The sequence below is a fragment of the Niabella agricola genome, from assembly GCF_021538615.1.
Lineage (GTDB): Bacteria > Bacteroidota > Bacteroidia > Chitinophagales > Chitinophagaceae > Niabella > Niabella agricola.
Genome location: NZ_JAJHIZ010000003.1, coordinates 4,355,669 through 4,374,936 on the forward strand (window position 1 = coordinate 4,355,669; position 19,268 = coordinate 4,374,936).

At 47.5% G+C, this 19,268-nt stretch carries 10 protein-coding genes; 7 read left to right on the plus strand and 3 right to left on the minus strand.

Annotation, left to right across the window (positions count from 1 at the left end):
- The first annotated feature begins 30 nt into the window (after positions 1-30).
- Complete coding sequence (locus LL912_RS23540) at positions 31-2,052, plus strand: discoidin domain-containing protein (protein ID WP_235556077.1); 2,022 nt, start codon at positions 31-33, stop codon at positions 2,050-2,052.
- A gap of 57 nt (positions 2,053-2,109) precedes the next feature.
- Positions 2,110-3,819: an alkaline phosphatase family protein gene (locus LL912_RS23545; protein WP_235556078.1), complete on the plus strand. Its 1,710-nt coding sequence runs from the start codon at positions 2,110-2,112 to the stop codon at positions 3,817-3,819.
- A 247-nt stretch (positions 3,820-4,066) separates the two neighbouring features.
- Here the strand turns inward: LL912_RS23545 and LL912_RS23550 are convergent, their stop codons facing one another.
- The gene (locus LL912_RS23550) at positions 4,067-6,256 is read right to left on the minus strand and encodes a glutamine synthetase III family protein (RefSeq protein ID WP_235556079.1); all 2,190 of its coding nucleotides are present in this window, start codon (positions 6,254-6,256) and stop codon (positions 4,067-4,069) included.
- Positions 6,257-6,407: 151 nt separating this feature from the next.
- A complete protein-coding gene (locus LL912_RS23555; RefSeq protein ID WP_235556080.1) occupies positions 6,408-7,658 on the minus strand; it encodes a hypothetical protein in 1,251 nt (416 codons plus the stop codon).
- A 233-nt stretch (positions 7,659-7,891) separates the two neighbouring features.
- Here LL912_RS23555 and purL point away from each other — a divergent pair, with 233 nt between their 5' ends.
- The 5 genes from purL to yidC all read left to right on the plus strand — a co-directional run bounded on the left by purL (position 7,892) and on the right by yidC (position 16,080).
- Positions 7,892-10,120, plus strand: a complete 2,229-nt coding sequence (purL, locus tag LL912_RS23560) for a phosphoribosylformylglycinamidine synthase subunit PurL (protein ID WP_235556081.1) — start codon at positions 7,892-7,894, stop codon at positions 10,118-10,120.
- A 48-nt stretch (positions 10,121-10,168) separates the two neighbouring features.
- A complete protein-coding gene (locus LL912_RS23565; protein ID WP_235556082.1) occupies positions 10,169-11,302 on the plus strand; it encodes a hypothetical protein in 1,134 nt (377 codons plus the stop codon).
- An 8-nt stretch (positions 11,303-11,310) separates the two neighbouring features.
- Positions 11,311-12,132 carry a pyrroline-5-carboxylate reductase gene (gene proC, locus LL912_RS23570; protein WP_235556083.1) on the plus strand — a complete coding sequence of 274 codons (822 nt, stop codon included), beginning with the start codon at positions 11,311-11,313 and terminating at the stop codon, positions 12,130-12,132.
- 238 nt (positions 12,133-12,370) lie between these two features.
- A complete protein-coding gene (locus LL912_RS23575; RefSeq protein ID WP_255785840.1) occupies positions 12,371-14,023 on the plus strand; it encodes a CTP synthase in 1,653 nt (550 codons plus the stop codon).
- A 212-nt stretch (positions 14,024-14,235) separates the two neighbouring features.
- Positions 14,236-16,080 carry a membrane protein insertase YidC gene (gene yidC / locus LL912_RS23580; protein WP_235556084.1) on the plus strand — a complete coding sequence of 615 codons (1,845 nt, stop codon included), beginning with the start codon at positions 14,236-14,238 and terminating at the stop codon, positions 16,078-16,080.
- 547 nt (positions 16,081-16,627) lie between these two features.
- Here the strand turns inward: yidC and dnaX are convergent.
- A complete protein-coding gene (dnaX, locus tag LL912_RS23585) occupies positions 16,628-18,400 on the minus strand; it encodes a DNA polymerase III subunit gamma/tau (protein WP_235556085.1) in 1,773 nt (590 codons plus the stop codon).
- Positions 18,401-19,268 lie beyond the last annotated feature (868 nt).

The window sequence follows — 19,268 nt, forward strand, 5'->3', positions numbered from 1 at the left end:
AAACGAATTATTTAATTTAAAAATAATAGAATGAAAAGGGTACATGGCTTATTAGTGGCTATCCTATCTGTATCTGTCATCCTTGTATCGGGCTGTAAGAAATATGGGTTTAATATACCGGATGGGTATAATGTAGACTCGTTAAAAACAAATGTAACGATAGATACCTCCGGTAAAAATGAGGATAACAGTTTTTTGCAGCACGTGCGGATGTTTCCGGGCCTGGTGGAACCGGGTGAGGCAAGGCTGCAGAATGCCCAGGTGGTGCTGAACCTCAATTACCTCAAGGCGCAACGAAGCTACCTGATGATGTATGTGGAGCCGGGTTACAGCACCAGCCGCATTTACAGTACAGGTATGTATGCGCCGCCAGGCGGGGAAATTACCATTACTGTTCCGGCCGGGGTTACCGGGCTTAGCTGCCAGGTGGGAATCTGGTCCAATACGGTTAGCGGCAACATGCGTTATTCTCGTATCATTACCAGGCAGGAGCTCTTCCCTGGTGTCAATAAAATCAAAAACCTGTTTGGGGGACATGTGTATATACTGCCGTCATATCCGGTCGAGAACCCGGTTGCACTCAGTTTTTCGGGCACCTGCAAAAGTCCTGATTTTGTATTGGGCACTACTGCCGCTGCAGCCTGGAAGCAGGCTATTCAAAACTCGGGAGTGCCCTGGTTTGAGCTGGCTTCGTCTACCATGGTGCTTACATTGCCCGTAGACAAAATGAAAGCTTACCTGGCCCTGCATCCGGATTTTGACCCTGTACAGGTGATGCAGCAGTGGGATAATATGATACAAACCGACTTTAATGGCTGGGCGGGGCTCACTGCAGGGTCGGTCGATCCGGCACATCGGTCGCCACAATTTCCCTGGCGTACAGCCTTGGATGCCCAGCCCTCTTACCTCACAGGAGCCTACCCGTTGTTTGCTTTAAACACCGACGAATGGATGCACAAACTGCTTGCGGTAAATGACGAAACAATAACCGGCGTCAGCCAGTCGTGGGATATGGTTACAGCGCTGGGTTTACTGTATGCCCAGCCCAAATGGATCTGGAGCGGATTATTCCAGGCTTCCGTGGGTAACCTGTTTTTGTTTGAGCGCGCCAAAAGGCTTAACATTACCGATATGACCGGGTTTAACCCGCAACTCTTTAATGCGCAAGTAGTAACTGAAGCGTTGCGCTTTTCGAATGACCCCACCATTAACCCTGCTACCAACCTTGCCAAAAGCTTTGATAATGATTCCCGGCTGAACAGTGCTATCCGGAAGACCATACCCTTCCTGCAAATCTTTGAAAAGCTTAAGAGTGCAGACAATACAAAAGATGGTTATGGTTTTATGACGTATATTTTTAAAAAGACCCGTGATACACCGCTCCGCATATTCATTAATGACGATGCCCGCAAGGATTTCTTGTATGAATCGCTTTGCGAGTATACCGGCCTGAACTGTATTTTCTTCTTCCGGGCCTGGGGGATTAATATTAGCCCCACAAAGCAATCGGAGATGGCTGCTAAGTACCCGGTGATGCTCACCAAAAATATATGGCAGTATAACCCCCTTACCAAAACGGGAGGCGATTCCACCGTACTCAATTTGCCCGGTCTGCCTTTTTCAAGGGCGCTGTGGACGGTTTCGGCAGACTCATATGAGCCCAATGGTGAAGGACCTCCCAACGGCTGGCCGATATCGGCAATTGATGGCAATGTGGGTACTTTCTGGCACACCCAATGGCAGGGCGGCGGTCCCGCATTTCCACACTGGTTCCTGATCGATATGCACGAGGCACTTCCGGTTTCCGGAATGATATTCACCCCAAGGCAGAGTGATTGTTGCAGGAATATACCAAAAGACTATAAGATTTATATTGGAAATACTACAGACGAGGCTGGTATGACCCTGGCCGCGCAAGGTGTATTCCAGAATAATAACAGTACCCAACGGGTTAATTTTACGACCCCGGTAACCGGGCGGTTTATAAAACTGGTGTTTGCGAGCGGCTATAGTAATACTTATGCTGTTATGGCGGAGATACAGGCGTTTTAATAAAATCAGTAAACAGGGATTGGTCAACTACACCAAGCCATCGAAAAAATATTGCGGATGAAACGACAATTGATTATAGGGAACTATTGCCTGGCAATGGGGATCGCTGTTGCACTGGCGGCCGGCTGTAAGAAATACCCCAATGTAGCTCCTGTTTTTGAAAAACAGGAGTTGAATGCCGACAGCGTTAAACGCAAGGTACTGGTCATTAGTATTGATGGTTTGCCGGGTAGTGAGTTAAAAGCAGCAACCGGGCTTACGAATATTGCGGCGCTTCTCAAAACGGCCAAGTTTAGTTATGCCGAGGCCAGACTTCCCAGACCCGCTACGGACGGCTCCAGCTGGGCTTCGCTGTTAACTGGCGTAACACCGGTTACCCATGGTATTACTGATAGCAGTTTTGAGTATAAGAATACAGACCCCGCGTCCAGCGGCGGCAGGGTGCCCTATGCCATGGATATTTTCAGAATCTTAAACATCAACAAACCCAGTTATACTTCGGCCCTGGTTACCCCCTGGGCTAACCTGGCCCGGTATGCCGAACGAACGGCCACTTACAGCTATGGCGTACTAAATGATGCCGTGGTAAAGGACTCGGCAGTCCGTTTGTTGAACCGCGATACAAGTCTTTCGCTGATGGTGGTCAATTTTAATGAGGTGGCACTAGCGGGCAAGGCCGCCGGCAATTATTCGCTCACCAACCCCGCATATAAAACCGCCCTTGAAAAAGCCGACGGGTATATTGGTAATATTTTGCAAGCCATGAATGCCCGGCCTGGCAAAAGCAAGGAACAATGGCTGGTGATCGTTACTTCCAACCCGGGGGCCGTTGCCAACCCCTTGCCCGGTTTTTTAATTTGTGCGTATCCCTCTTTTAGCGGGCAGGAAGTGAAAAAAGTAGGCTATTCTACGGTATTGTTTAATGACGATACCAGTACCTATGCCTATGTACCCAACCCCGAACTCTACGACCCCAAGTTACCGGACGAGTTTACGGTGCAGGTACGCACGTACAACCTGGATGGAAGGACCTATCCTGGGATTATATCCAAGTCGTCGCCTAAAATCGGAAATATTCAAAACAGTATTAAGGGATGGATGTGGCTAAATGTAAGCAATGGGGCCGTACAATATGAGGCCAATTTTGGCAGTGGCAGTCAAAAAGCTCCCCAAACTGCGGTGAGTGGCAGCGAATCAGTGAATCAATGGCATACTTATACCATGCAGGTTCGGTATACCAGCAGCACCAACAGAAGGGTTACTATGTTTGTAGACGGCAATAACAGGGGAGGTGCTTTTGATCTCAGCCTGATTGATTTCAGCAACCCGGCTGAACCCTTTAAACTGGGATTCAGAAAAGTAGATGCATCGATCCCCATGCAGTTTTATGCGGCGGACCTGGTTTATTTTAATACGGCCCTGCCGGACAGCATTATTAAGAATTATGTAAACCTGGTTGATTATAGCCGGCATCCTTATTATAAGAACCTGACTGGCTGGTGGCCGCTGGATGAAGCCAGTGGTAATGTGGCATACAATTATGCGCCTACCGGATCCGATATGGTCTTGAACGGGTCGTTCCGCTGGGTGAAACTGGATCCCAATGTGCCTCCGGGCAGAACGCCGGCCCCGCCGGATGCCACTGTTTCCATCAATGCTGCAGTAACGGATATCGCTGCGCACCTGAAATATTGGATGAACTTAAAGACGATGACCGTTGGGATTTCGAACTCATGGCTTAGCAACTTCTCGGCCGAAATTAAATAATAAGCGCGGTGGTGGAATCAGCCCCTGCTCCCTGTTTAAAGCGGTGCATAACTTCTTCGGAACAGTGGGCCAACCAAAAAATTTACCGTTCGGGCCGATGTAACAAATTGCAGCAGGTTTGATACCAGGAAAACGGGCGCCGGTAAATCATTTATACAGTTGATCCTTACAACATATTCATTAAACCTTAAAAAGCCGCCTCATATTTAAGAGACGGCTTTTGATTATTTTATTGCGGGTGGCTTTCTTATCGCATGAACAGCAGCTCCCGGTATTTCGGCAGGTACCACTCTTTATCGTCAACCAGTAATTCCAGCTTATCTACATGATAACGGATCTGGTCGAAGAATTTTGCCTTTACCTGGCTTTCGTATGCAATGGCCTTGGTACGCGTATCTTCAATAGCATTACAGATCTTACGTGCTTCGATCATTTGCTCTACCAGGTCGCTGGCTTTGTTGATGTGCTCGGAAATCTTATCCAGGATCTGTTTTTGATTGGCGTAAGCTTCTTCCGGAACACCTGCATCTTTCAGGCCACGGATATTATTGGCCAGAAGTGTTTGATAACGGATCGCCGGCGGCAGGATGATGCTGGTTGCCATTTCGCCCATGATACGACCTTCGATCTGTACTTTCTTAATGTATTTTTCGAGTTCGATCTCATGTCTTGCTTCCAGTTCAGATAGGGAGTAGATGCCGTTTTCAACAAACAGCTTTTTATTTTTTTCGGTAACCATTGCATCCAGGGCCAGCGGCGTTGTTTTCAGGTTGGGTAACCCTCTTTTTTCCGCTTCTTTTTCCCACGCTTCGCTGTAACCATCGCCTTCGAAATGTACTTTTTCGCTGGCAACAATGTATTCGCGGATTACCTGCATGATGGCGATTTCTTTTTTCTCACCTTTTTCAATCAGCGCGTCTACTTCTTTTTTAAACTGCTTCAGTGTTTGCGCCATGATGGTATTTAATACGGTCATGGGGTTTGCACAGTTTGCAGTAGAGCCAACCGCACGGAACTCAAATTTGTTTCCGGTAAAGGCAAAAGGAGAGGTCCGGTTACGATCGGTATTGTCCATAAACAATTCCGGGATCGTTTTGTGGATATCCAGCTTCAGCATGCTTTCATCCTGCTCATCCATTTTGTCAGAAACACGCTCTTTTACTTCTTCCAGTACCTGCGACAGATATTTTCCGATAAATACGGAAATGATGGCTGGAGGTGCTTCGTTGGCGCCCAAACGGTGATCGTTGGGAGCTGAAGCAATAGAAGCTCTTAAGATATCTGCATAATCGTGTACCGCCTTGATTGTATTTACAAAGAAGGTAAGGAACATTAAGTTGGTCTTGGGGGTTTTGCCCGGAGCCAGCAGGTTTACGCCGGTATCGGTTGCAAGGCTCCAGTTATTGTGTTTACCACTTCCGTTAATGCCGGCAAACGGTTTTTCGTGGAACAGTACTTTCAGACCATGGCGGGGAGCGATCCGGCTCATAGTATCCATCAATAAGGTATTGTGGTCTACCGCCAGGTTGATCTCTTCATAGATAGGAGCACATTCGAACTGGGAGGGGGCCACCTCGTTGTGACGGGTACGCAGCGGAATGCCCAGCTTGTAACACTCGTTTTCAAAATCGCGCATAAACGCATAAACACGCTCGGGAATGGCACCGAAATAATGGTCTTCCAGCTGCTGGTTTTTTGCGGAATTATGCCCGTAAACAGTTCTGCCGCACATAACCAGGTCGGGGCGCGCATTAAACAGTCCTTCATCTACCACAAAGTATTCCTGCTCCCATCCAAGGGTACCGGTTACTTTTTGAATATTGCGATCAAAATAGTTACATACATCTACTGCTGCTTTATTCAACGCCTCGATCGATTTTAATAAAGGAGCTTTGTAATCCAGCGACTCCCCGGTGTAGGAAATAAAGATCGTGGGGATGCACAGGGTTCTGCCATAACCGATCTCTACGATAAAGGGAGGGGATGACGGATCCCAGGCGGTATAACCTCTTGCTTCAAAAGTAGCTCTTAAGCCACCGTTCGGAAAGGAAGAAGCATCCGGCTCCTGCTGGATCAGCGCAGCACTGTCAAATTCTTCAATCGGCGTACCATCTCCTTTTAATGTAAAAAAGGAATCATGTTTTTCAGCCGTGGTTCCTGTCAATGGCTGAAACCAGTGTGTATAATGCGTTACACCCTTGGTTTCTGCCCAGGCACGCATGCCCGTAGCGATCTGGTTGGCCACATTGCGATCAATTTTCTGACTGGCATTGATAGAAGCCTTCAGGCTTTTATACGCTTCATCACTTAAAAACTTTCTCGCGGTTTTCAAATCAAATACATGAGAACCAAAAACCTCCGTAATCTTGGGGGTGATCTTACCTACATCTGTATTGTAGGTATGCAGCTCGGAAATTGCGTTGAATCTTAATGACATTGAAAAATAATTTTTGCAAAAATAAAAGGAAACCGGCATTTATGTGATGAAAATTTTCTATTTTTTAGATAAATTTTTGTCTTTTTGTTATTCTATGATCAATGAAACCCGGTTTTTACCTCTAAAAAAATATATTATTTTATTTTTAAATTTATTTTTTAATGAAATGCTCCCAGCGAATACCGGTTAAAATAACAGGCAGGAAAAGGGGAAAAAGAATCGACCGGTAACGAACTACGGCGCCCAGGTTGTTAACAGTATAACCAATCATCAATAATGCACTAACTGTAAATGCCAGCAGGAACAGGCTAAAGGGACTAAAACTTCTTTTTTGCCGGGGAATAATCAGAAAAAGCAGGATGCAGCTCCAGGTGAGCAGTACTTCCAGGAAAGCTGGAAATACGAGCACTTTTTTAATATCCGTTATCAATGGACGGAAAAGCACAATGCCCGCCGCCTGCGGTAGCTGGCGTATAAAGCCTGTAACATCCGGCTGCAGGGGATCTACTGTTAAACTGGATTGGCCGCCGGTCAGCGCCCGGAAAGCCCCTTGTTTACCGGCAACAATGGCGGGGAAATCGAGCGCAGGATGCAGGTATTTGGCCGAAAAAAAGAAGATAAGCCCCAAACTATAAACCCCTGCAAAGATCAGCACCCGCCGGGCCGGTAACCGCCGGGCCAGTACCCAGCATAAAAGGGCCGGCAACAGAACCAGCAATACATGATTCCGGAGTGCAAATAATAACAGCAATGCGCCCAGCAACAACAGGAATCCCTGTGCGGGTTTTTTTGAAGTGATACGGAAATAAAAAATATAAATAATGGTGCTGAGGGCCAGGAAGGTAAGCCCATCCTTATGAAGTCCGCTGGTCCAGTACAAGAAAGAGGGCGCCAGGAAGCAGCCGGTGATCAGCAACAGCTGGCTGCCGCTCAGGTGATGCCGCATGACCCGGTAAAGCGCCACTACACCAAAAAATACGCAGAAACTGTAAAAAATGACATTCACAAAGTAGCTGCCAAAACTAAAGCAGTTAAATACCGACTCGATCCGGATATAGGTGTTGTTTTTCAAATTGTTCCAGTAAGAAGCACTGGAAGTAAAAAAATTTTCAAAACCGGTGCCGGATCCATCGTAGAAAAAACTGACAAGATATTGCCTGGGGTAAGTAAGCAGGGTCTTGGTTTCTTTCAGGCTTTCGATATGAAGCATCCAGGTGTCGGTACTGCCCGAGATACCACCCGCACGCCAGTTGATCCAGCCATAAATTACTCCCGCGACCACTTTTAAAAGAAAAAGAACGGCCAGCTGAAACCCGGAGAGCCCGCTGTTGCTGAAAAAGCGGATTTTGGGAATACACCAGGTAAAAAGCAGGAGGTATGCGGCAAACAGAAAAATTTCCACAACTGTGCGTTTTAAGGATACAATGATAATTCAATAATTGCAAAGATGGCCACTAAGTACGGAAACACCGTAATGCTTTTCAGTGATTCAGCGCTTCTGTGGCTATAAACCCGGTGTGACCACCAGATGAAAAATGTTAAGCCTTCCACAGAAGGTTTCTCCTTAAGAATGACCGTAGTTTTGTAAATTCGCTGCGATTTTTTAATACTACATAAAATCAGCGATTATATATAATGGAAATTACTGTAAAAACCGCAGAACAGCTGCGTTTAACAAAAGAAGAGTTTGAACTGATCAAGGAAAAACTGGGGCGTACTCCTAATTTTAATGAGCTCTGTGCTTTTTCCGCCATGTGGAGCGAGCATTGCAGTTATAAAAATTCCATTAAATGGCTGAAAACCCTGCCGCGCGACGGGGGCCGCATGCTGGTGGCTGCGGGGGAAGAAAATGCCGGGCTGATGGATATCGGCGACGGTTTGGGTGTTGTATTTAAGATCGAATCACATAACCACCCTTCGGCGCTGGAACCCTTCCAGGGAGCTGCTACCGGCGTGGGGGGTATTCATCGCGATATTTTTACCATGGGCGCACGTCCTATTGCCGCATTGAACTCCCTGCGTTTTGGAAAACTCAACGAGGCAAAAACACAGCATCTCCTGGCAGGCGTGGTACACGGGATCGGGCACTACGGCAACTGTTTTGGTGTGCCAACGGTGGGTGGAGAAATTTATTTTGACCCCTGTTATCATACTAACCCGCTGGTAAACGCCATGAGCGTAGGGATCGTAAAAGCGGGTGAAACGGTATCGGCCACGGCAGAAGGAACCGGTAACCCGGTGATCTTTGTGGGCAGTGCTACCGGAAAGGACGGTATCGGCGGGGCGTCTTTTGCTTCTGCGGACATTACTTCCGAAAGTGTGCAGGAGCTGCCGGCCGTGCAGGTAGGTGATCCGTTCCAGGAGAAAAAGCTGCTGGAAGCCTGCTTAGAAGTGATCCAGACCGGCGCAGTTGTGGGCATGCAGGATATGGGCGCAGCGGGAATTATTTGTTCCACAGCTGAGATGAGCGCAAAAGGTGGCGTGGGCATGCGCATTGACCTGGATAAAGTACCTACCCGGCAAAAAGATATGAAGGCCTGGGAACTATTGCTGAGCGAAAGCCAGGAGCGCATGCTGCTGGTGGCTGAAAAAGGAAGAGAAGCTGACGTAAAAGCGGTGTTTGAAAAATGGGACCTGCCTGCTGCCGTGATCGGCGAAGTAACTGATGACGGCTTGCTGAATTTTTATATGCATGGCCAGCTGGAAGCTTCCGTGCCGGCAGAAGAGTTGGTGCTGGGCGGCGGTGCCCCGCAGTACGACCGGGAGTATAAAGAACCGGCCTATCTGCAAAAGATCCGGGCATTTGACGCGGCTACCGTAAAAGAGCCCGCCGATCTGAAGGCCGTGGCGGAGCAGATCGTAACCCTGCCTTCGATTGCATCCAAACGCTGGATCTATAACCAGTACGACAGTATGGTGGGAACGGTCAATACCTCTACCAATGCGCCTTCGGATGCTGCGGTGGTTACGATAAAAGGTACCAAGAAAGGCCTGGGGGTTACTACCGACTGTAACAGCCGCTATGTGTATGCGGATCCTTATAAAGGCGCCATGATTGCGGTAAGCGAAGCGGCCCGCAACCTGGTATGCAGCGGAGCGCTGCCGCTGGGTGTGACCAACTGTCTGAATTTCGGAAATCCCTATGATCCGGAAGTGTATTACCAGTTTGTAAATGCCATTAAGGGTATGGGTGATGCCTGCCGCAAATTTGATACGCCTGTGACAGGAGGCAATGTAAGCTTTTACAACCAGAACCCGGATGGTCCCGTAAACCCAACACCCACCATCGGCATGGTAGGGTTGCTGGAGGATATTGACAATAAAATGACGCTCGATTTTAAAAAGGAAGGCGATGCGATCTATGTGGTAGGAAAACAGCCGGAGGATCTGGGAAGTTCCGAATACCTTTATCATATACATGGGGTTACCCACTCGGCCGCACCGTACTTTGAGCTGGAAGAGGAATTTGCGCTGCAACAGTCGCTGGCAAAAGCCATCAGCAACAAAGCCATTGAATCGGCGCATGATATCAGCGAGGGCGGTTTATTTGTTACCTTGCTGGAAAGCGGCTTCAACCGTGAGCTGGGCTTCAACATTCAAACCAGTGCGGCGCTCCGTAAAGATGCAGCCCTGTTTGGAGAAGCACAGAGCCGCGTGGTAGTAACGGTTGCAGCCGGTAAAACAGCGGCATTCGAGCAGCAGATCGGCCTGCCGTTTGAAAAAATAGGCGTGGTAACTTCCGGAGCCGTAACCATTAACGATGAAGACTGGGGCACCATCGTTGAATGGAAGGAAAAATATGATACCGCTATTGAAGGCTACCTGGCAAAGGAAACAGCCGTAGAAGCAATGGGCGGCTTATGATTGGGTGCCTGGTGTCAGGTTTAACGTTTTGCAATAAAACATAAGGCAATGTTGGCGGATTTTTCAAGACTGACAGCTGTGTTTGTGCTGGTATTTTTGGCCCTGCATATTCCTGCATTTTCACAGCGGGATGTAACAGTGATCAAACTGCCGGAAGACAGTAACGGGGAGCATCCCTTTGCTGCATTTCCGGTTTCAGGAATTCGCGTCGTACAGGTGCTTCCCGATAGTACTTACCTGGGCTTCGCGCAAAAAGGAATGGCCAACAGAGTGGTAAAAGCAGTGCCTGAGGCGTCGATGACTGCTTGTCTTCAAACCTTTTTTGATGGCCGTTATCGATCCGCCTATACTGCGCAAGGTAAAACATTATTGCTGGTAGTGAAGGAGTTGCGGATCAATGAGCGCACTTTCGCAATGAAAGAAAAAGCCTATACCCGGCTTCAGGCAGAAACCTGGTTATCAAACGACGGATCGTTGTTTTATAAGGCCACTGATTTTGATACAGTGCTGATGCGCGGAGGTATGGATGTAACTGCATCGCATGGAAAAAGTATCGCCAAAGCCTTTCATCTCCTGCTGGCTGATCTGGTTTCCCGCGTGCAGCAAATGCCAAAGGACACGATGGCGCTATTGGCTGCAGCTGATATTACGGCGCAGGCGGTTGACCGCTTTAATCAACCTATACTTACGTCAATCACTTCCGATAACGGGCTGTGGATGTCGTACGAAGAATTCCTGCAAAACAAACCGTCCGTTACCAGCTATGAGGTGAATGTAAACAAAAAGAAAGAGGTCAGTTTTTTTGAAAAGAGGACGGACGGTACCCTGGAGGCATTAAAACCCTGGGGACTTTGCAAGGAGGGGGAATGGTACAAATGTGATGATGGTGTGTTGGTTCCGATTGAAAAAGAAGGCAATAGTATTGTGGTGTCCGGATCTTTTGAGGGAAGGGTAAAGCGCAATAAGCAACAGTTTACCAATGCATTGATCGGTGGTATTGCCGGAGGAATTGTAGGAGGCGTTATTACAACGAGTATTTCGGCAGGACAAACCGTCTTCTTCTATGTGCCGTATTATCCGCGCCAGGAAGGAGCAGTACTGTATACCCGCATAGCCGGGATGGAAAAAAACCAGCCGGAAGCATCCGTTGTGGATTTGAAGAGCGGCAACTTATTTTTCTAACTATTTTTATGACTACGAATAAACAACAATTATATACAATGGGATCCATTGCAATTATCGGCGGCGGTAATCTTGGCACAGCTATCGCCGAAGGATTAATCAAAAGTAAATTCTGTAAGCCCGAAGCCATAACCATTACAAAAAGAAACCCGGCCACCCTGAAGGAACTGGAGAAAAGAGGTGTAAACGTAAGCGCTGACAATACTGCTGCCGTAAAGCGAAGCGAGCTGGTGATCCTGGCGGTGAAACCCTTCCAGGTGGCTGCTGTAATTGAAGGATTTAAAAAACAGCTAACGACAAAGCATACGATCGTTTCGGTTATTACCGGGGTATCCTTATCCGACCTGCAGGAGATGGTAAAAAAGGACCTGCCTGTGTTCCGCGCCATGCCCAATACAGCCATTGCCATCCAGGAAAGCATTACCTGTATCAGTTATGCCAATGCCACCGAAAAAGAAGCTTCCTACGTGGTAGATATGTTCAATACACTGGGCAAGGTAGCGCTGATCGATGAAAAACTGATGGACGCGGCTACAGTGCTGGGCGCCTGCGGAACGGCTTTTGCCCTGCGTTATATACGCGCCAATATACAGGCCGGCATCGAAATCGGGTTTGATGCGAAAACCGCCAACCTTATAGCCGCACAAACGGCCAAAGGAGCTGCCGAATTGTTGTTGAAGCACGGTAGCCACCCCGAACAGGAAATTGACAAAGTAACCACGCCCAAGGGCTGTACTATTGTGGGTCTGAATGAAATGGAGCACCGCGGCTTCAGCTCCTCGCTGATCCGTGGGGTCATTGCCAGCTATAAAAAGATTGCAAAAGATTAATTACCGTCAATAAATAGCGCTGCAAAACGCAGCGCGGGCCAAAACAAAAATTTTATATCCGGGGAGATTATTTATCTTTGCATGACCTTTCAAATTTTCCACAGGATTTTATGGGTCATAGCGGGCTGATTTTGTTTTTCTAGGAGATCATGCAGGCTGGATATTGTTGAAACAGGTTGAGTTTTATTCGTGAAATGATTCTTGTTAAGGAATGATTTATTGATTTTAATATACCATTATGGCTAAGTACGTATTTGTAACCGGAGGCGTGTCCTCCTCATTAGGAAAAGGAATTATTGCCGCGTCGCTGGCAAAACTGTTACAGGCGAGGGGGCTGAGGGTTACGATACAAAAGTTCGACCCATACATCAATATCGATCCCGGTACGCTGAATCCTTACGAGCACGGGGAATGTTACGTAACGGAGGATGGTGCCGAAACTGACCTGGACCTGGGCCACTATGAACGTTTTCTGAACATCTTTACCTCCCAGGCCAACAATGTAACCACCGGGCGGATCTATCAAACAGTAATCAATAAGGAGCGGGAAGGTGCGTACCTGGGCAAAACGGTGCAGGTGGTACCCCATATTACCAACGAAATCAAGCGCAGGATGATGGAGCTGGGCACCACCGGCGAATACGATATCGTGATTACCGAAATTGGTGGTACCATCGGCGACATCGAAAGCCTGCCGTTTGTGGAAGCTATCCGCCAGTTGCAGTGGGAACTCCCTGATGAAGACACGGTGGTGATCCATCTGACATTGATTCCTTACCTGAAGGCCGCAAAAGAATTAAAAACCAAGCCTACCCAGCACAGTGTACGGATGCTGAGCCAGGAGGGCGTACGCCCCGATATCATTGTGTGCAGAACGGAAAAACCGCTTACACCCGAGCTGCGCCGAAAAATTGCCCAGTTCTGTAATGTGCGTCAGGATGCAGTGATCGAATCAGCAGATCAGTCAACCATCTATGAAGTGCCGATGGCCATGCTGCGTGAAAAACTGGATCTTACCGTTTTAAAGATCATGGGCATATCCGAATTTAAAGAGCCGGAACTGACCCGCTGGCGCGCATTCCTGGATAAATTAAAGTACCCCAAATCGGTGGTGCGCATTGGGCTTATTGGTAAATACCTGGAGCTGCAGGATGCCTATAAATCAATCCTGGAGGCCTTTGTGCATGCCGGTGCGGTAAACGAATGCCAGGTGCAGATCATAAATGTACACAGCGAATATATTACACCGGAAAATGTGGCAGAAAAGCTCAGCGGGCTCGACGGGCTGCTGGTGGCTCCGGGCTTTGGATTGAGGGGCGTGGAAGGAAAAATTACAGCGGTGCAATATGCCCGGGAGCATGGATTACCTTTCTTTGGAATTTGTTTGGGTATGCAAATGTCTGCTATTGAGTTTGCAAGGAATGTAATCGGACTAAAGGGAGCCAATTCTACCGAAATGGATGAAAATGCAGCAGACCCGGTAATCGACCTGATGGAGAGCCAGAAAAATATTACCGAAAAGGGGGGAACAATGCGCCTGGGCTCTTACGCCTGCGAGCTGAAAGAAGGTAGTCTGGCGGCCTCTATCTACGGAACCCAGCACATTACGGAGCGTCACCGTCATCGCTGGGAGTTTAACAATAAATACCTGGAAGCGTTTGAAAAGGCCGGAATGGTGGCCAGCGGTAAAAACCCGGAAAGCGGACTGGTGGAAGTGATCGAGCTGCCTTCACATCCGTTCTTCGTTGGTGTGCAGTTTCACCCCGAATTGAAAAGTACCGTGGAAAACCCGCATCCCATTTTTGTAAAGTTTGTGGAAGCTGCGGTGGAACACGCTGCGGCCAACAGCGTTGCTTCAAAAAAAGGAGAAATCGTAAATGTTGATTTATAATTACTTAGCATAGGTTTATGCGTTTGATCGCCTGGAATTCCCGGGCGATTTTTTTTTGACTACCCCGGATCCTTGGGGAAGCCATTTTGACAAACTCCAACCTGTAACAGTGAGCCCCGGGACAAAAAGAATAAAAAACAAACAGATGAAATCCTCAAAGACAAATCCCGCGCTTTGTCCTATCTTTGCCGGCTCAAAAATATACGTAAGTAATGAATTTTGACCGGAATACGATCATCGGGTTCGGACTCTTAGCCGTACTCTTTTTCTTCTATTTTTACTACAATAACCTGCAGCAGGGAGCACATCAGAAAGAGCAGGCGAGGAAGGATTCCATCGCCAATGCGCTGAGGCCGAAGCTGGACACCGCCGCACTGCGCCAGGATTCGCTCCGGGCAGATTCCCAGCGTCATGTTACCAGTGCCGGTGTGTTTTTGAATGCAGCACAGGGTGCCGAACAACTGGTGACAGCTGAAAATGAAGTGTTCAAAATTGCCTTTACCAATAAGGGCGGACAACCCAAGTTTGTAGAGCTGAAGAAGTTTAAAAATGCATTGGACAGTCAGCAGGTAAAACTGGCGGCAACGGATTTTAATAAAATCAGCTACGCCATCAACACCGCGGCCAACCAGAGTGCGCAAACCGGTGATTTGTATTTTAGTAACGGAAAGGTTACTCCAGGCCCTGACGGTAGCCAGGTGGTAACCTTTGAATTGAAGAGTGGCGACAGTACGGCTGCTTCCAGTGCCATCGTACACCAGTTTATTATTCATCCGAACCAGTATAAAATTGATTTTAACATCAGCCTGTCACAACCCGGCAGCCTTTTATCGCAGGGGGTAATGAATATGACCTGGCAGTACGATGCGGCTCAGCAGGAGTCCGATATTGAATTTGAAAAACAAAATACGCAGATCGGCTATATGGAAGATGGTAATTTCGACTATCACACCATCGGCCGTAAAGATCATGTGAACTTTGAAAAGGAGGTTAACTGGATCGGTGTACGTCAGCGGTTTTTCAATACATTCCTGGTGGCCAAGGATCATTTCAGCGGGGGAAAGATCTCCTGGACCATTCCACCGGATGCCAATAAGGAAGTTGTAAAGAGCACGGCCAATATGCAGCTGAAAGTGCCCGCAGGTAATGCCGCAACCGTTCCTATGAGCATTTACTATGGTCCGGCTGATTACAATATTTTAAAAAGCTACGATAACGGCTTCAGCAAGATGGTGAACCTGGGGCAGGGCATGTATGCCTTTGTACGGCCGCTGAACCAGTATGTGATCATACCGGTATTTAATTTCATGAAAGGATTTGTAAGCAGCTACGGGATCGTAATCGCATTGCTAACCCTGGTGATCCGGCTGCTGATTTCGCCGCTGACCTATAAAAGCTATCTGAGCGGAGCAAAAATGAAGGCCCTGCGCCCGGAAATTGCTACCCTGAAAGAAAAATTCGGTACCGATCAGCAGGCTATGAGCATGGAACAGATGAAACTGTTCCGGGAGGCTGGCGTAAACCCGCTGGGGGGATGTATTCCGGCCCTGTTCCAGATCCCGATTTTCTTTGCCCTGTATAGCTTTTTTAATTCAAGTGTAGACCTGAGAGGGGCCGACTTCCTTTGGGCCAGCGACCTTTCGGCCTTTGATGATCCGATCAAATTTGGTATCCATATCCCCCTGCTGGGCAGTCACCTGAGCCTGTTTACCATCACGGCAACCGTTACCAGTTTATTGATCTCGATCTACAGCATGAGCATGTCGCCGGATCAAAGCAACCCGATGATGAAGTACATGCCGTACATCTTCCCGGTATTCCTGTTATTCATCTTTAACCGGCTGCCATCGGCGCTGACCTGGTATTATACGGTATCGAACCTGATCACCTTGGCATTGCAGTTCGTGATTCAGAACTACATCATCGATCACGATAAGATCCTGGCACGGATACAGGAAAACCGCAAAAAGCCCAAGACCAAATCCAAATGGCAGGAGCGGCTGGAGCAGATGCAGGAGCAACAAAAGCAAATGCAGGAGCAGCGGAAGAAGAAGTAATCAATAATCAATAGTCAATAGTTAATAGTCAATGGTCAGCGGATCGTTGACTATTAACGTTTATAAGGGACAGGTTTGAGGGGTGGGTCCGTTTTACACTCGATGATCCATGGACTATTTACGATTCACTGTATTTGTTCAAAGTTTAAGATTTAAAGTTTCACGTTGTGTATTGTTTCTGCTTAGTGGGCTTCGCTTTTTCCTGTTCACTACTCGCTATTCCTTATATCCTGGAGTAAGATTATTGAGCAGGAACGGCATTTTCGTTTCCACATTTTCCATTTGAAATCAGTTATCAGTGATCAGTTCTCAGTTGATGATGCGGGGATTTGAGATTTGTCTTTTGGATTTTGTGACCTCTTCCAGGGGGAGGTTTAAAACTTCACGATTAAACGGCAACGTCAAATTGTTTTTTATGCATGATGTGTTTCGCCCCTTCCTGCTTGTTACTTGCCATTCCCCCGTAAAACATGGAGGGTAGGAAGCTCATGGAGCAGGAACGGCATCTTCATTCCCACATTCTCAAATTTCCAAATTAAACGCAGTCTTACCGGTCCAGCTCCATCTTTAATTTCTCCTTCAGTTCCTTTACCAGCGGATATTTTTCAATCATTTTCTGGTATTGCTGTACGGCGGTCAGTGGCCGGGGCTCATTGCTTTCGGGTGTTTCTACGTTTTCCCGCTTGGTGATGTAGAACTGGAGCTGCGAATTAGATAAACGTTTCTGAAGAAATTCTGAAGCCTGGGTTTTACAGGATTCAATAAACCGGTATTCGATCGCATTAGCGGTGTACACATAAAAAGAATTGTCATCCAGCACTTTTAATTGTGCCAGGTCGAAACTCTGTGCGGCGGAGTTTTTGTTTTCTTTTAAAACCTCAATGAAAGCGGCCCATGCTTCTTCCAGGGCTTCCTGCGACAGGGGCCGGTCTTCCTGTTCTACATGGGTATCTTTAAATTGTTGCCGGAGTTTTTCCAGGCTGCTGATTTTCCGGGTGGCGGTTACCGTTTCTCTGGGCGGCGGCGGAGGCGGTACCGGCCTGAGAGGCGGTTCTTCAATAATAAGTCTGCCGCCGGTAGGGGTGCTCTTTTCAGCGGGAATGGCTGCTGGTGAAGCGGTTGCCGGTTTTACCAAAACCGGTTGGATGCTCCGGAACGGGAGGGCGGTTGCTTTTTCAGTTATTCTTTTTTTATTCAGCCCTGTATCGCCGGCTGTCAGTTCCATGGCCTGTTGCAGGTAACAAAGCTTGATCAGGGTGAGCTCTACGTGCAGCCGTTTGTTCCGGGCCGAGCGGTAATTAATCTCTGATTCGTTCAGTACATTCAAGGCGCTGATAAGAAATGCTACCGGCGTTTTCTTTGCCGTTTCCAGGTATTTCTGTTTAAAACTTTCCACGGTATCCAGCAGTGCCGCTACCTTTTCATCTTTACTTACGAGCAGGTTGCGGATAAAAGCCGCAAAGCCATTCAGCACCAGGTCGCCTTCAAAGCCCTTCCGGTTGATATCATCGTACAAAAGCATCGCCCCGGAAAGATTTTGCTGCAACATATCATCCAGCAGTTTAAAATAATAATCTTCATCGAGAATATTCAGGTGTTCCAGGGTATTGGTATAGTTCAGTTCGCCGTTGGTAAAGCTGACGATCTTATCCATAATACTGAGCGCATCCCGCATACAACCTTCACTTTTTTGAGCAATGGTCTGCAGGGCAGCCTGTTCCGCCTTTACTCCTTCTTTTTCGCAGATGGCCTCCAGATGCTCCACGGTATCGTTGGTGGTAATGCGCTTGAAGTCGAAGATCTGGCAACGGCTCAGGATGGTCGGCAGGATTTTATGCTTTTCTGTGGTGGCCAGGATAAAAATAGCATAGGAAGGGGGTTCTTCCAGTGTTTTCAGAAAGGCATTAAATGCCGAAGAACTCAGCATATGCACCTCATCGATAATATACACCTTATAACGGCCGGCCTGCGGCGCAAAACGTACCTGGTCTACCAGGGTGCGGATATCATCCACCGAGTTATTGCTGGCGGCATCCAGTTCATGAATGTTTAGCGAAGTGCCCTGGTTAAATGATACACAGGAGTTACAGGTGTTACAGGCCTCTCCGTCTGCGGTAGGATGCTCACAGTTGATGGTTTTGGCCAGGATCCGGGCACAGGTAGTTTTTCCTACACCACGGGGACCGCAAAATAAAAACGCATGTGCCAGCTGGTTCTGCCGGATCGCGTTTTTTAAGGTAGTAGTAATATGAGCCTGCCCCACTACCGTATCAAAGGTCTGGGGTCTGTATTTCCGCGCTGAAACAATAAACTTATCCATTAAAACTCCTGGTATTATCCAACAAATGTAACATAATTGGGGATGGTTTTGTTGTGGGAGGTTTGGATGTGGAAAAAAGGCACGATCCGGAGGGCCCGCCGGGAAAATGACGGCAGCGTTCTCGTTTAATCGCCGGCTGCACGTTGTGACCGGTCATTTGCCTGCAATATTTCCGTCAGGTATTTGCGGTTTTTAAATGGCCCGATCCTGTGTCTAAATATGCTACAGGTGTTTTCACCGGCAGAATACGAAGACCTGATGACAAAATAGCTTATTGAAAACAGAATTGATCAGGGCATTCAGGAAGCAATGTATGAACATGCTGAAGGCGTATAAAACAAGGAGATATAAAGAAACGGCAAGTGTTTTTCCTATGTCAAATCAAGGAAAGAGGTGATTCAATAGCGCGTTGAATGCTCCTTCCGGGGTTATTGCCAAAATTGTTTAATGGTTGGTTAATTTAACGAATCATGCGGGCATATTTGCGGTTTAACATTGCATTGCCGATTGCAGATTGTCCGTTTTTGAATGCAACGTTTGATGTGTGTTTGCCGATTAAATGTTTATGAACTGATTTGAGATTAGAAAGGAGGTATATCTATTGATTGTCTTCGTAAGGGAATGCCATACTGCATAAAAGTAGCATACCAGTGTTATTTGCCATTTTCCTTATGTTACAGATTCATCAAAATATCATAAAGCTACCACATCGCTCCCTGAGGCTGATGTAGTTCAGGAGGTGGTATGCTACTTTTCGGAGAAGCGATGCCCCGCACAAGGCGGTAGGTTTGGTAAAGGTCACCGGCTGCTGTTGAAAGGTCATGCTTTCCACTGTGTTTTTATTGCCTGATAAGTCAAAAAAAGCGTG

Coding starts and splice junctions, on each gene's coding strand:
- LL912_RS23575 (WP_255785840.1), top strand. CDS start 12,371: ATGGCTAAGTACGTATTTGTAACCGGAGGCGTGTCCTCCTCATTAGGA.
- yidC (WP_235556084.1), top strand. CDS start 14,236: ATGAATTTTGACCGGAATACGATCATCGGGTTCGGACTCTTAGCCGTA.
- purL (WP_235556081.1), top strand. CDS start 7,892: ATGGAAATTACTGTAAAAACCGCAGAACAGCTGCGTTTAACAAAAGAA.
- LL912_RS23545 (WP_235556078.1), top strand. CDS start 2,110: ATGAAACGACAATTGATTATAGGGAACTATTGCCTGGCAATGGGGATC.
- LL912_RS23540 (WP_235556077.1), top strand. CDS start 31: ATGAAAAGGGTACATGGCTTATTAGTGGCTATCCTATCTGTATCTGTC.
- proC (WP_235556083.1), top strand. CDS start 11,311: ATGACTACGAATAAACAACAATTATATACAATGGGATCCATTGCAATT.
- LL912_RS23565 (WP_235556082.1), top strand. CDS start 10,169: ATGTTGGCGGATTTTTCAAGACTGACAGCTGTGTTTGTGCTGGTATTT.
- dnaX (WP_235556085.1), bottom strand. CDS start 18,400: ATGGATAAGTTTATTGTTTCAGCGCGGAAATACAGACCCCAGACCTTT.
- LL912_RS23550 (WP_235556079.1), bottom strand. CDS start 6,256: ATGTCATTAAGATTCAACGCAATTTCCGAGCTGCATACCTACAATACA.